This is a genomic window from Flavobacterium sp., from assembly GCF_027484945.1.
GTDB lineage: Bacteria > Bacteroidota > Bacteroidia > Flavobacteriales > Flavobacteriaceae > Flavobacterium.
Map to the genome: position 1 here is coordinate 1 of NZ_JAIXRZ010000049.1, position 14,987 is coordinate 14,987.

Genomic DNA, 14,987 nt, shown 5'->3' on the forward strand with positions numbered 1-14,987 from the left:
ATTTCGATGGGGAAATAGATAAATTAGTTGCTATACAACAAGCCGAAATGCAGGATAAAAGAGCTTATGGTTTTGGTCCCGTGGCAAAAAAAATGCAAACTGATATCGATAATAAACGTCTTGAAAAAGATAAATTCATACAACAGAAGGCTGCAGATATTAGAAGTTGGAGAAAGCAACTGGACCTTAGTAATGAAAAAATCAATGAACTTACTGACGAGTTACAAAAAAGTTATAAAGACAATGAAAAAACAGCTCATGGGTATGATGGTTTATTAAAACGTATTCAAATTAGTCACGAAATTGGTGGAATTATACCATGGGTAATTTTACTTGTTTTCTTGTGTATAGAAATGGGTCCAATCTTTTTTAAAATGATGATGACCAAAGGACCTTATGATTATATGGTTGAAAATTTCAATCATAAAATTCAAACTGAACATGGTGTTTTCAAAGAAGATAAATTATTTGAAGGGCGCAATGGATTAATTCATATGGAAAAGTACCGTTATGCTGATGTAGAATTAGCCAAACATGAACGTGAAGAAAAATTAGAAGAACAGAAAAAAATCACTACTGAAATTGTTCATAAATGGGGTGAGAATAAACTAAAAGAAGTAGAAAAAAATCCTGATTCATTTTTGAACCAATAATATATTTTACATGGCTTTTTTTCAAAATAAATTTTCTTCTTTCACCTTTACATTCTTTGGAATAGAGGATAATTTATGGAATTCAATTAATTCAGTTGAACAACGAAAAATACATACAATGGCTATTTACATTGGATTGCTTTTTCTTGCTGCCGTATTAGGATTGTTTGAATTTTTCATGCTATTAACCAACAATGTTTTGATTTCCACACCATTAGGTGTAATATTTGCCGTCATCATTATTAATATCATTCGATTTTCAATTTTTACAATTCAAAACCCGATCTATAAGTCTAATAACACAAATCCAGAGGAAATAGATGCCAATAATGCACCCCAAATAACCCCTGAAGTAAATTCAAACTCGTCGGTTTCTATTCGTAAAAAAATTACAGGCCAACTGAATCAATTGCGCAAAATATTTTCCTTTGCTACAATTATACGGGTTATCATAACGGGGACTATTCTCGTTTTTATTGTTCTACCGCTTAATTGTTTATTTAATTATCACTATACCTCAAAAATAAATTCGGATAAACGAAATGAATTACGCATCAATTATCAAAAGCAATTACAGGATAATTTTAAGTTAAATTGTTTGAAAATTGATCGTAAAATTTCCGAAATTCAAACAAAATATAATAGTGAACTAAGTTCAATTTATCGTGATGAGTTGTATAAATTAAAAAAGCAAAGAATTGAATTTGTTGTAGAATGGAGTGCAAAAAACGAAACTGCGTTACAAAAGTATATTGAAAATAATGCTAATCAATTGTACATTATTCACTCCTATCGATTGAATAGTACGCATGCTAGTTTTTATATGCTATTAATAATCCTTGGCATCCTCATGCTTCGATGTCATATCATTAAATTTCAATTGGTTAACAATCCTCAATTTACCTATTTCAAACTAGCCAATGAACACTATTTAAAAATGACTCTAGCAAATTATAAGGCCACTGAAAATCAAATTAGACAGGCGTTAAGTTTAAAGTATGAAAAATTACAACTTGCACAATATTATGAAGAACTGCAAAAAAAATCATATTACCTAGACCCACCGTTTAATACCGTAATCAATACAAATAAAACACCAAGTGTAAACCTAACAACTATAGCGTTTTTAAATACAATCAGCACTAAATAAATTGAGAGAAGAAGTTATCATATATAAAGGGGAATTGCATTGTCAATTTGTTGATTTAGGTAAAGAATCAATTAGTCATTCATATAAAATTTCTAGAATAAAACTAGAACCCCGATTTCGACTTTTTGATGCACAAGCCGTAAAAGAATTTCCACTTTCGCTTCAAGATGAGCATTCATTTTATATTCATCAAGTTGGTGAAAATATGCCCGTTGAGTGTCATTTTAATTCAAATACTACTGAAAACGGACGTTATTTTGCTTCAGAAATTTTACTTTTTTTAAAACCAGAACAACCTAATTTATCAATACTCGATTTTGAAAAAACCTTACTAAATCAAAATAAGAATACTAATTTTTTATCCACAAATCTTGGTAATCAGCACGGAATAATTAATGGGACTGCCTATTGCAAGGTTGTTAGGCGCTTTGATGAAAACAATGTAGAACTAACCCAAACGAATCAAAACAGTACATCTCTTTCGCAAAACAAAGGATGCTTACTAGGCTTTGCAGATTTGATGAAACCTATTTTTAGCTATTTCTTTGGATTTAACTCATGGCTCAAAAACTTAATCAATCGATTTACTTCAAGAGCATTGAATACATCGATTATAAATGATCAGCCTACCAATGCCGGTTGTTTTAACCCGATGCTGCCAACAGGCTGTACAAGTAGTGGCTGTTCACAATTTGGTTGTGGTTGCTTATCATTGATTTTGGCACTAGGGCTTTTGTTTTGGCTAATTTGGTGTGTACTTTTAGGTAATTGCAACAAAGAAGCGGAATCGAGAAACACTGAAACTACCGTAATTCACGATACAATTTATATCGAAGTAAATAAAGAGAAAATCGATACAATCGTTAAAAAAGATACAATCATTTATGAAGATAAAACAACCAAAACAAAAGTTAGCGTTGTTAGTTTACCTAATGTACAATTTGAACAATCTAAAGCAAAACTACTGAACTCCTCTAAAGAAGAATTGGATCGCCTAACGAAGCATTTAATTGAAAATGAACAAGTAAAAGCTGAAATTATTGGACATACTGATAATTTGGGTGATGATCAAGTCAATTTAAAGCTTTCTCAAGAACGTGCAGAGGCAGTTCGCCAATACTTAATTGATGGTGGAGTTGCAGGCGATCGCGTTAAAGCTATTGGAAAAGGGGAATCTGAACCCAAAACTACCAATGAAACCCCAGAAGGAAGAGCGATGAACCGACGTGTAGAAGTCCGCTTATCCGAAACTGAAAAAGAGAATGTTACTAAACAACGTATTAAAAAAAATCCCAATAAATAATTATGGAATATAAATGTTTTGAAGGGAAGTTTACGGGTATTTCCAATTTAAAAGGATTACTTTTTAATGTTGGGAAGTATAATTTTCGCGAATTTAATTGGGATTATATCAAAATTGATTCATTGCAATTAATTGAGAATTATGATGTTGAAAAAGAGAAAATTGGCGATTTTTATTATACTGAAAAAATTGCTGCACGTAAATCAAAATTAAATCCATTTTATTGGAAAACAGCGCAACCGAAAGTAAATTTTAAACACGATTTTTTTTGGATCGAATCGATTTCCTTAGGCTTGCCTAAACTCAAAAGACGATCAGAAGTTTTTATTCCAATAACTGAGCAACATCATTTTAATACCGATTTGTTTGAAGTTATTATTCGTGATATAATATTAGATCCGAACTCAGAGCTGCATTACAAAAAAGACTTCATTGAAATCCAAGGCACGATTCGATTTAAAATAAAAATACCAACAATACCTTCCGAAGTAACTAAGACGGTTAAAGAATCAGAAGGGGTTAACCAATCGGATGCAATCATAACGAATACCGTTGATCAAAATAGTACTAATCCGACTATTGCTACTATTCCGTCATCGAATAATGCACCTATTGCAGCATCTCCACCATTATTTACTAATATATTGCCTTCGTACTCTAAAAATTGGTTTTTAATATTCTTGGGCGCTTTATTCTGGATTTTCTTAATAAGTTTTGTTTCTCTATACTATAGTAGTTTATATAAATTTGCTATTTTTAGTGCTATTGGATGGTTGGTAAGTCGTTTTGTTGCAGTTAATTTTTTTAAAAAAACTTTTAATTTTTTATTCTTTTTATTCATTTGTTTGTTTATTTATGCGTTAGTTTCTAACCAATTAACCTTAAGCGATCCTACCGTTGAAAAAAAGGATGGAAATGTAAAAATTGAACCCCCAAAAGCGGTAAAAAAGCAAGGTGGAAATTCTAATGATACCGACTATTTAATTGGTAAAAATATTAGATGGTATGATTTTATTACCAATGCCTATCAACTCCAATACAACACTTCTGTACAGTCGTTTTTTGAAACTCAAAAAGCACATGCTGCAGCCGATCAAAACTTCATGAGCACAAGTAAAGATCCTGTAAGTTACTACCACAAATTATACAAAAAATTAGATGAATTGGATAATACCAAAGTAGATTCCATTGTTAAACTTTTGGGTAAAAAGGCAAAAGCAAAAAAACTCAACTCTTTACAAACCGCTGAAATGGTAATTACGTTTATACAAGAAATTCCTTATGTCCTTGTGCATCAAAGTTCGTGTAAAGAAATAATAAAAAATGAGCAAGGCAGTTCCTTTCTAGCCGATTATCATGCTGATGGAAAACCATGTTTACCCAATATCCCAGGAGGTGTTCAATCACCGTATGAGTTTTTACATAATTTAAAAGGCGATTGTGATACGCGAAGTTTATTGGGCTATGCAATTTTACGTAAATTAAATATTGCTGCCTCGGTATGGATTAGTCAAGCCTATGGACACAGTATTTTAGGCGTGGGTTTACCAGTAGGCAATGGTTCATACAAAACAATAAACGGCAGTAAACACTACGGTGTAGAACTTACAAACAAAGGATTCCGACTTGGCATGATATCACCACAGCAACGCGATATGTCCAATTGGGATATCGCTTTATATTCAAATAACTTTAACTAAACTTTCATTATGAGAACTATTAGTGTTTTACAATTATTTTTAGCATTTGCGATAGGAATAAGTTCCTTGTTTGCTTTGTTTAAAATCATCAAATACTTGATGAAAAGTGTTTACAAAATTGAAGAGGAAAATACTTCATTTGCTATTTTTCAAACTGGAATTATCATTTCAGGTTCTTTTATTTTATCTTCTATTTTAAGCCCAGCTCTAAACGCAATTCGCTTTTTAAATCCAAACAACCAATTCACCTCTCAAACAATTATGAGTTCCTTAGGTTACATCACTATTTTTGTACTTATTGGTTTGTTTTGTACTATCCTAGTAATTACATCAGGATTACTCGTATTGTTTCAACTGACTAAAGTAAATGAAGGAGAAGAAATTAAAAAAAATAACATCCCAATCGCTTTAATCACCATAGCCATGATATTTGGACTTTCAATTATTGTAGACGAATATGTTGGTGCATTGTGCGAAGCTTTAATTCCATATCCTGAAATTCCAAAGTTTTATTAATTATTTTAAAAGAGAAGAAATTTATATCATCCAAATTGATGAAAAATCTCTAGTTACTAACTTCACTATCCTTAATAGTTTTTGGTATTATCTATGGCTAATTACAATCCAAACAACTGAAATACTTAATGAAACCCCAAATGAAACCCATACGGAATACAAGAATTGATTTTGCACGCGGTATAGCTATTTTAATCATGCTATTAGCTAACTCAGCGCCTTATGTATTAATAAATGAACCTATCCCCTTTTTAATTCGATTTTTATTTTCAACAGCAGCACCACTCTTTATTTTCTTGAGTGGTTATTCTTTAAATTTATCTTTTCAGCACAATAAACCCAAAAGTACTATAATACAAAGAGCTCTTCAAGTTCTATTTGTTGCGGTGTTTATTGATGTTTTCATCTGGAATATAATTCCCTTTGAAACTTTTGATGTGCTTTACTTAATTGGTTTTTCTCAATTAATTCTAATTGCCTTACACACTTCAAAGTCTATTGTGAAGTTTGGTGTAATGTTCTTAATTCTAATACTATTTGGTTTTTGCTTACTTTGTTTAAATTATACTTTTCAAATTATTGAACATGATTTTTCCATTTATAATTTAACTCACTTTTCTATACAATCAGCATTACAAAGGTTATTTTTTGATGGTTGGTTTCCCTTAGTACCTTGGTTTTGTATAAGCCTGTTGGGTTATTTAGCTTGTAGTTTTAATAACGATATAAAAAAATTCAACCACTTTTTTACTTTAGGGTTTATCCTACTTTTAGTATCCTATTTTTTATTTATTTTATTTCCAGAATGGATTAATAATCCTAGAGACAAATATTTGGAAATTTTTTATCCTATAACTCCGTTCTATGGCTTATTATTACTCGGATTATTTTCTTTATTAATTGGTTTCATTAACTCTACTTTTGAAGTTAAGTCAATTTTCGTTGAATTAGGTAAATTAAGTTTATTCGTATATTTAATGCATGTTATAGTGATTAATTTCATCATTACAAAGTTTACTTTTGTTATGATCAATGAATATTATACATTTCTATTAATTGGAATTGTTTTTATTTTTAGTATTATTTTATTAACAAAACTAATTTCTAAAATGCACCCCTATTTCTTACAATATAAAATAACAAAACCCATACTATTCCTCTTAGGTCTATAAACTTACATTATGAAAAATCGCATTGCATTTCTTATTTTAACTTTGTTAAGTACAATTTTAATTACTGCAAACACTCCTCCTTCAAGCAAATCTATTGCAGAAGATAAACCTATAAAATGTAAAACCGGAATTTATATAAAAACCTTAAAACTTAATCAGCCCGATGAAGAGTTTACTATCTTGTTTTATTGGTGGATTCGTGTCGATTCGATTGATGTAAATGAAGATTATAAAAAAGTTTCTGACATTGAATTTATTAATTCTTCTTCAGAAATCGAAATTACCCAAGAAGTTCTAAATAAAGAACAGAAGTATTATTATGTAACCGGTGTTTGCAATGCAACTTTCCCTTTTAAAGCTGATTATCACAAATTTCCCTATGATATTCAAGATTTGACAATTTCTTTAGAAAACACAAGCTACAATAAATCAGACATCATCTATGTTAAAGATGATCAAAATGCTTACATGAATAAATTATCTGATAATAACATTGATATTTTGAATGGTGATCAATATACAATTACAGACTTGATTTCTACCAATTCGAATTTTATTTACAAAACCAATTTTGGTGATCCATCGACAAAGGGTAATGATGAATATTCCAGAATTAACTTTAAAATTGAAATTTCTAGAAATCCCATCGGAATTATGCTAAAATTAGCTCTACCCCTTTTTGTAGTATTAGTACTCTCCTACTTGGTGTTTTTTATTCCTGATCACGAAATAGGAACCGCATCTGCATTAACCGTAACTTCTTTATTAGCTGCAATCGCATTTCAATGGACTATTAGTGATTCATTACCAAAGGTTTCCTATTATACAATCGTAGACAAAGTGTTCTATCTTGTTTATTCGTACATATTCTATGCTATGACACAAACCGTTGTTACATTTAATCTCTCGGATGGTAATGAAAAAGCTAAAAGAATATCCGATACCATCGAATACCATTCCAGATGGATTTTTCCCATATCGTTTATTGTCGTTTTACTTATTATTTTGATTTAATTGTAAAACTAAAAATCTAATATCATTTGATTAAAGGATTAGTCTTGTAGTAATAGTATATTCAATATATGTAAAATAAATTTAGTTGTTATACTCAATACAGTAAAATATTAATCATTCAACTTTGATTTTATTCCAAAATCTAATTTAAATTTTAAATCAAGATTGTTTATCATTTATCCAAAAACTCACATTTCAAAAACCCTAAAATTATTTTTTTAATTATTTTTGTAAAGAGCTTTGATAATTAATCGATTTTACAAATACTGAATTTTGATTAACAATCATTTGATTTATATTTTTTAATTCAAATAATTCAACCCAACGTATTGATAGAATATTTTAAAATAATAATGTTCTATCCTATAGAATTTTAATTTGAATTCTTGTTTATCTCCAAATTACTTACGTTTAAGTCTTTAAAAGAATGAGCTTTATTTGTGAAAATATCAATTGTTCAGCCCCTGAAAATAAAAAGGGAAAAGTATATCCATCTGATATGGAATGTCCATTCTGTGATGAACCATTGGTAGTTTTTGAATCTATTAGTGAATCTGATCGATTGTTGATAAATGCATTACCCTATGTAATTGCATATCCACTTAAAAAGGCAATAAATGAAAATCATCCAGGCACCAAAATAAACTTGCTTAAAGACACTTTTTTGAATTACCTGAAGTATCTGGCCTTACTTACCGCATCTGAATTCTTTCAAAGTCCATTTAAAGATAAACGAATGGTGGCACTTTTCCACACAAGCTTGGCAGAGCCTTCTTTTGGGACTTGGAACCAATACATACGTGAAACAATTGTTTTTCTACAACAAAATAATCATGAATTCTTCTGTCCAGAATTGCCTTTATATTACCAAACCGTAGAAACTGGGAAAAAACGAAAACTCTACAAAGGTGAAATTGAATTCATCGATGGTAATGGCGATATACAATTGAAAAAACAGGAAGCGACTGCCATTGGTATGCTCATCAATTTCAGGAATCGGTATTTGGGCCATGGACTTACGCTAGACAATGAAACAGCAAATCAATTGTGGGCCGAGTACTTCCCCATTTTCATGGAGCTGTTGTTACAAATGAACTTTAGTACTAGCTATCCCATGTTTAAAACAGAACACGGAGAAACGTTCCGATTGCAAAGCGACCAATTGCAGCCTTGCGAAAATGAACATGCAAAACAAGGACACGTTTGGATACAAAATATACAAGGAAAAACCTTAGATATCCTTCCATTTTTTGTGGTTCCCGGCGAGGTTGCTATTGGTAAAGAAGATAAAGAACAAATTTTAACCTACGAATCCTACACCGGTAAAACAATCAAATTTTTTAGTCCGGAAGGCACAGAAAAACAAACTTCTGGTAAAATACTCGAGCGACTCAATATGCTCTTGCGTGACAAGCAAAAAGAGCAACCGTATAGTCCTGAAGCTTTTACTAAAGATATCTTTTTATCACGTGTTGCTGAGGAGAACAAGCTGATTCTAGACACCCTTATAGCAGAGAAAAAAGTTATTCCTGGCGTATATGTCCACCGGCAGGAAATGGAAATCAAGCTTAATGAATGGATTGGTGCGCTTGCCAACATTTATGTTTTGGCCGCAGAAGCTGGAAGCGGAAAAACCAATCTGTTGGTAGAAATGCAGCAGCAATACACCAGTCGCAATATACCTGCATTGTTGATACGTGCTGGTCGTATGGAAAAGACAACCTTGCGAGCACAGTTGTGCTATTTATTGAATATTGATGAGCGAGAAATCTTATCCCAATATCCATCTCTTGCCGGTACACAAGATGCACCCACTTTTGTGTTAATTGACGGACTAAATGAAGCCCCCCATTCCGAAGCGCTTTGGCAGGAGCTTTTTGACATTTCCAAATACTTTGAACCGGGTAGTTTAAAATTTGTAGTTAGTAGCAGAGCCAATACCGCTGACGATATTAATCGGTATACAATAACCACTGAGCAAGCATCTTTCCTATATGGCACTAAGAATGACAAAGAAATCCAGGTAAGTGCATATACAAATTGGCTTACGAATCTTTCAATGGAAGAAATGAAGCAGGCGTGGGAATATTATGTCCAAAAAGATAAAAGCAAGTTTAAACCCTTGTTTGATTTTGATGATCTTGCCACATTTGATCGAGCATTATACAATCAAATCAGCAATCCACTGGTGATGCGTTTATTTTTAGAAACGTATCAAGGCAAGAACCTCCCTAAAAAAGGAAACCAACATTTAGATATTTGGAATGACTGGTTAAATTCATTCACCCTATCTGAGCAAGAATTTTTCAAAGCTTTAGCTGATGCCATTTGGAATAAAGGAGATAATGAATTGTTGCTCGACGATGTCTTAAAGGATGAGAATCTAAAAAGTTATTTTACTACCAATCAACTAAATGCTCCTTACCCTCGTTTGAGAAACCTTGGATGGGTAAGCCGGTATGTGAAGGATTTGAATTCTTGTGTAGGATTTACGGTGGAAGGCGCACTCTTACATCTATTGGGAAAAAAATTGGAAAGCGAACAACCGCCCATTGCATTAATTCAAATAACTAAACTATTACAAACAGGCAGCACAATACAACAAGCCGGGGTTGGTGCTTATTTGCAACACTGTGCCTTGCAGGGTGATTTGAATACTGTTTGTGAGTTGATTGATGCCGGAGAGGAATTTATAGAGGTTTGTATTACACCCATAGTGATTCACTTGAAAACTACTGGAGTTAAAGAAACATTAGATATCTTATTGCAAACACCCACTGAAAACGATTGGAAGGCAATGCTTAAGGTTGATAAAACTCTAGTGGAATTGATCTTACATCCATTACGAAAAGAGCTCGCATTGCATGTATTACCTAGAAATGATTTTTCTTCGAAAGCTTCCATAAATCTAGGGCTTCGTGGAATTTGTGAGATTGACAAAGAAGAAGGAGAAATGTTTTTGTTAAAAATAAATCTGAATAATTCCAACCTCCTTGATGATGCTGAAATCTGCGAAAATCTAGGGGAATTATTTGATCATTTTGGCGAATACGATAAAGCGTTAAAGTTTTCCCAGCAGTGTTTAAATCTTGAACTAAAAACCCTCGGTAGTCTACACCCATATGTTGCAAATTCGTACCACAACATTGGCAATATTTATGATAGTAAAGGTGAATACGACATAGCGCTAGATTTCTATGAGCAAGGTTTGGATATACGATTAAAAACCCTCGGCGACCAACACCCAGAAGTGGCAACATATTATAGCAGCATTGGCTTGGCTTGGAATAACAAAGGTGAATACGATAAAGCGCTGGAATTTTATCATAAGAGTTTGGATATCCGATTCAAAACTCTAGGAAATCAGCATCCAGACGTAGCCACCTCATTTAACAAAATTGGCTCTGTTTGGTATAACAAAGGTGAATATGACAAAGCGCTGGAGTATTACCACAAAGGTTTGGATATTCGTTTAAAAACACTTGAAAACGAGCATCCAAATATTGCCACTTCTTACATCAATATTGGCTCTGCTTGGAATAGTAAAGGCGAATACGATAAAGCGCTGGAATTCTGTCACAAGGGTTTGGAAATTCAATTAATTACCTACGGAAACCTGCACCCCGAAATAGCTATTATATACAGTAATATTGGTGTGACTTTGGATAACAAAGGAGAGTTCCACAAGGCATTGGAATTATATCAACATGCTTTGGATATTCGTTTAAAAACCCTTGGAAGCGAGCATCCTGATGTAGCATACTCGTATAATAATCTTGGCTCAATTTATAGCAGCAAAGGAGAAAACGATAAAGCACTTGAATTCTATCAAAATGCTTTGCATATTCTTTTAAAAAACCTAGGAAGCGAGCATCCAAATGTAGCCACTTCGTATAATAACCTTGGCTTTGTTTTTGACAGCAAAGGCGAATACGACAAAGCACTAGAATATTATCAACAAGGTTTGAATATACGAATTAAATCTCTCGGAAACATGCATCCTGATATAGCCAATTCCTATAACAATATTGGTGTTGTTTGGGGTAACAAAGGTGAATACGAAAAAGCACTTGAATATTATCGGCGAAGTTTAGATATTCGACTTAAAACTCATGGAAACCAACATCCTGATGTAGCCAGTTCCTACCACAATATTGGATCTCTTTTTGACAGCAGAGACGAATACGATAAAGCACTAGAGTTTCACAATCAGTGTTTAGATATTCGTTTAAAAACTCTTGGCGAACAGCACCCAGACGTGGTCAATTCCTACAATAATATTGGTGTTGTTTGGGATAACAAAGGAGTATATGATAAAGCGCTGGAGTTTTATAAACTGTGTTTGGATATTCGTCTCAAAACTCTCGGAAATCAGCATCCTGATGTAGCCACTTCCTACAACAACTTTGGCTCTGTATGGAACAGCAAAGGTGAATACGATAAAGCGCTGGAGTATCACCATCAATGTTTGGATATTCGTTTAAAAACCCTAGGCGACCAACACCCAGAAGTTGTCAATTCCTATAACAATATTGGTGTTGTTTGGGATAACAAAGGCGAATACGATAAAGCGCTAGAATATTATCAACAGGGTTTGGATATTCGTTTAAATACTCTCGGAAATCAACACCTTGATGTAGCTAATTCTTATTTTAGCATTGGAATGGCGAATTACAATAAAGGTGAATTAGGTAAAGCACTCGAATTCTATCAGCTTTGTTTGGATGTTCAAAATAAAATAAACGGAAGCCATCATCCAGATGTAGCCACCTATTTATTATATATTGGTGACTGTCAAAAAGAAATGCAATTGTATCACGAAGCAATAATATCACTTAAACAAGGATTAGAAATAAGTAAAAGAGGAGGATATCCATTCCGTATCGCCCAATGTTATGAAGCACTTGCTGAAAACAAAGTGGCGTTAGAATATTATTTACAATCTGCGGAAATTAGAAAAAACGATCCTGAAGCTGGTATTGAAGCAGAAGTAACCCAACAATCAATTCTTGCCTGTATTCGCTTAGCCAAAGAATTGGGCAAAGAAAATGAACTTCCTGAATGGATTAGAGAAAAATATTAATACTTCAATGGTCAAATTATTTTCTATGAACGCAAAAACATACAAAAGTACTAACGGCTTTATCTCTCCTCAATCTCTTTCTTCTTTTGGTATAAAAATAACCAATGGAAAAGAAACAAAGCATCTAGGACTAAAGGAATTTAATTTTTGCCCAATTATTCAAAACTATTTGTATAAAGGCAAACATGTTGCCTTTATTCCTTGCTTTAGTATCAATCGAGAAGATGTATTTATTGAACAATTGGAGTTGTTCTATCTCGAAGCTCCAGGAGTAACATTACACTATGCAACGCTTTATGGCGTCACACAAATTCAAAAAGCAGAAATTCCTTCAATCCGCAAAGAATTAATTCAACTCGGTTTTTCTGAATTCGTTCAGAACTCACGTAATTTTCAAAACACCTATGGTCAATTATTCAAATCTGCGATTGAAATTTGGAATAGGTGCTTTTTTAACACCAATAACATTGTAGCCAAAGGCACCGATGACCGATTTGTCTTAAATACTTTTTACGAGAAAATTATACTTCATAATCCCAAAATACTAGTTAATTGGTCCAATTTGAATCGTGCAAGATTATTATATCCATGATTTACTAAATAATACTTCATGAAACTATTATTTTACTCAACTTGCAATGAATCCCAAGTTGTTCTCTTGAAGTAATTCTCTTAAATTATCGAATTTATATTGATTAACCCGGATCCAGTTAAGTATATATTTAGAAGTGCAGCGATTCAATGCTTCTTCAAATGGTATTTTATATAATTCCTGTAATTTGTAGTTTGGATTAAATACTACAATTACTATAAAATTAATTGGTGCATTTGCTGGATATTCAATTTTAGACCATCTTGCATTAGTTGTATGAGATTTAGCATGTGATTTCACTTGATATTTATTACCCTGAGCATCTTCTAAATCCCAATATTGATTTATACCATTTGTCGCAATATCTGCTTCAAATAAAATACTTGCTATCCACTCACCTAATTGCCCTGTAATATATTTTTGGTTTCTCAAAATACCATGTTCTTTAAGTCCAGTATAAGATTCAATAAATGACGAGAACAAAGTAGACATCAGTTCAAAATTTCCATCCGTATTATTTATTTCAGCAATATGAAATTCTTCGTTTTGATTAATAAAATTAGGTAAAACAATCTCTTCCTCTCCCCCATTAACAGCATCAGCTGAAATTAATAGAATTTCATTACCGATAACCTCTGATTTCCATCCATCAGCTAGTAAAGCGAAAAATAAAGCGTGAGAAATCTTGTTAGTAGGCCCTATATTATCCCTCCACCATTTCTTTAATTTGATTTTAATTGCATTTCCATCTACTATCGTTATAACATAAAATTTCTTATTCATAGTTACTGAATATTATTGTTATTTAAATTCTTTTATTTTCAATAAAAACTCCTCCTCCGTAATTTTTCCTTTAGCTACTTGCTTGGCCCAAAGCGTAATTTGGTCTTGGTCATCTTCGTCTGCTATTTCGTTTAGCCAGGTATCGAGGTTGGTGGATAAACGCGATGTGTTTTGTGGCGCTGGAAATTGTGACAAGACATCTAAAGCCCATTGTAAGTTGAGCGTTTGATTTAGCATTTGTATTTTGACTTGTGATGGGTTTTCAAAAAACAGCACTTGAATAGCATAAGTTTGAAGGAACTGTTCTAGTGCCTCTGTATTTTGTGCTAAAAGCGGCAATGCTTCACAAAATACCCCGTTTGATATACTTAGTATGCTTACATGCTCAGCCCATCCTTTAAGATAAAAGGTTTGAGCTTCTTCGTTTTTAAACTCTGAATAATATTTTAATGAAGTTAAGGCATCATATTTTTCTAACTTTACTTTAGCTATTTCTTTCCAACAATTATGTCGCTCACTAATTTGCTGAATTTCTAACCCTACAATTTCAGCAAAGTGCCAATTCGCTTGTTGGGACAATTGGGTTGCAATGGATGCCAAGGCTCTACTTTTATCAAAATCATTACTTATGCCCTGGGTGGTAGTTAAGGCTGCTTCTGGATTTCCTTGTTGGGCCAATTGGGTTGCAATGAATACCAAGACTCCACTTTTCCAGAAATCTTTACTTATACCTTGCAAGGTGGTTAAGGCTGCTTCTGGATTTCCTTGTTGAGCTAATTGGATTGCAATGGATGCCAAGGCGTCACTTTTCCAGAAATCATCACTTATGCCCTGGGCGGTGGTTAAGGCTTCCTGGATCATGTATGCTGCTGCTTCTGGATTTCCTTGTTGGGCCAATTGGGTTGCAATGGATGCCAAGGCTCTACTTTTATCGAAATCATCAATTATGCCCTGGGCGGTATTTAGTGCTTCCTGCAACATGGATGTTGCTGCTTCTGGATTTCCTTGTTGGGCCAATTGG

Annotated in this window: 11 protein-coding genes; 9 read left to right on the top strand and 2 right to left on the bottom strand. The window is 32.9% G+C overall.

Annotation, left to right across the window (positions count from 1 at the left end):
* From Q0039_RS06590 to Q0039_RS06630, 9 genes are all read left to right on the top strand, one after another.
* Positions 1-653 (top strand): DUF4407 domain-containing protein (locus Q0039_RS06590; RefSeq protein WP_297510918.1); only part of this gene is annotated, 653 nt, incomplete at its 5' end.
* Positions 654-663: 10 nt separating this feature from the next.
* A complete protein-coding gene (locus tag Q0039_RS06595; RefSeq protein WP_297510923.1) occupies positions 664-1,803 on the top strand; it encodes a hypothetical protein in 1,140 nt (379 codons plus the stop codon).
* Between the two features lies 1 nt (position 1,804).
* A complete protein-coding gene (locus Q0039_RS06600; protein ID WP_297510926.1) occupies positions 1,805-3,106 on the top strand; it encodes an OmpA family protein in 1,302 nt (433 codons plus the stop codon).
* A gap of 2 nt (positions 3,107-3,108) precedes the next feature.
* Positions 3,109-4,806 carry a hypothetical protein gene (locus Q0039_RS06605; RefSeq protein ID WP_297510929.1) on the top strand — a complete coding sequence of 566 codons (1,698 nt, stop codon included), beginning with the start codon at positions 3,109-3,111 and terminating at the stop codon, positions 4,804-4,806.
* A 9-nt stretch (positions 4,807-4,815) separates the two neighbouring features.
* Positions 4,816-5,322, top strand: coding sequence for a DUF350 domain-containing protein (locus tag Q0039_RS06610; protein ID WP_297510932.1), 507 nt, complete (start codon positions 4,816-4,818; stop codon positions 5,320-5,322).
* A 140-nt stretch (positions 5,323-5,462) separates the two neighbouring features.
* On the top strand, positions 5,463-6,494 hold the full coding sequence (locus tag Q0039_RS06615; protein ID WP_297510935.1) for an acyltransferase family protein: 1,032 nt from the start codon (positions 5,463-5,465) through the stop codon (positions 6,492-6,494).
* A 9-nt stretch (positions 6,495-6,503) separates the two neighbouring features.
* On the top strand, positions 6,504-7,508 hold the full coding sequence (locus Q0039_RS06620; protein WP_297510938.1) for a hypothetical protein: 1,005 nt from the start codon (positions 6,504-6,506) through the stop codon (positions 7,506-7,508).
* Positions 7,509-7,935: 427 nt separating this feature from the next.
* Positions 7,936-12,591: a tetratricopeptide repeat protein gene (locus Q0039_RS06625; RefSeq protein ID WP_297510941.1), complete on the top strand. Its 4,656-nt coding sequence runs from the start codon at positions 7,936-7,938 to the stop codon at positions 12,589-12,591.
* Between the two features lie 25 nt (positions 12,592-12,616).
* Positions 12,617-13,183, top strand: a complete 567-nt coding sequence (locus tag Q0039_RS06630; protein WP_297510944.1) for a hypothetical protein — start codon at positions 12,617-12,619, stop codon at positions 13,181-13,183.
* Between the two features lie 36 nt (positions 13,184-13,219).
* Here the strand turns inward: Q0039_RS06630 and Q0039_RS06635 are convergent, their stop codons facing one another.
* Together Q0039_RS06635 and Q0039_RS06640 are read right to left on the bottom strand one after the other, a co-directional pair.
* Positions 13,220-13,966 carry a hypothetical protein gene (locus Q0039_RS06635; RefSeq protein WP_297510946.1) on the bottom strand — a complete coding sequence of 249 codons (747 nt, stop codon included), beginning with the start codon at positions 13,964-13,966 and terminating at the stop codon, positions 13,220-13,222.
* 18 nt (positions 13,967-13,984) lie between these two features.
* Positions 13,985-14,987, bottom strand: a 1,003-nt coding sequence (locus Q0039_RS06640; RefSeq protein WP_297510951.1) for a hypothetical protein, incomplete at its 5' end; no start/stop codon positions are given.

Bases quoted from the DNA above. Each gene is read 5' to 3' on its own strand.
- Q0039_RS06610 (WP_297510932.1), top strand. From the start codon at position 4,816: ATGAGAACTATTAGTGTTTTACAATTATTTTTAGCATTTGCGATAGGA.
- Q0039_RS06635 (WP_297510946.1), bottom strand. From the start codon at position 13,966: ATGAATAAGAAATTTTATGTTATAACGATAGTAGATGGAAATGCAATT.
- Q0039_RS06620 (WP_297510938.1), top strand. From the start codon at position 6,504: ATGAAAAATCGCATTGCATTTCTTATTTTAACTTTGTTAAGTACAATT.
- Q0039_RS06605 (WP_297510929.1), top strand. From the start codon at position 3,109: ATGGAATATAAATGTTTTGAAGGGAAGTTTACGGGTATTTCCAATTTA.
- Q0039_RS06595 (WP_297510923.1), top strand. From the start codon at position 664: ATGGCTTTTTTTCAAAATAAATTTTCTTCTTTCACCTTTACATTCTTT.
- Q0039_RS06625 (WP_297510941.1), top strand. From the start codon at position 7,936: ATGAGCTTTATTTGTGAAAATATCAATTGTTCAGCCCCTGAAAATAAA.
- Q0039_RS06630 (WP_297510944.1), top strand. From the start codon at position 12,617: ATGAACGCAAAAACATACAAAAGTACTAACGGCTTTATCTCTCCTCAA.
- Q0039_RS06615 (WP_297510935.1), top strand. From the start codon at position 5,463: ATGAAACCCATACGGAATACAAGAATTGATTTTGCACGCGGTATAGCT.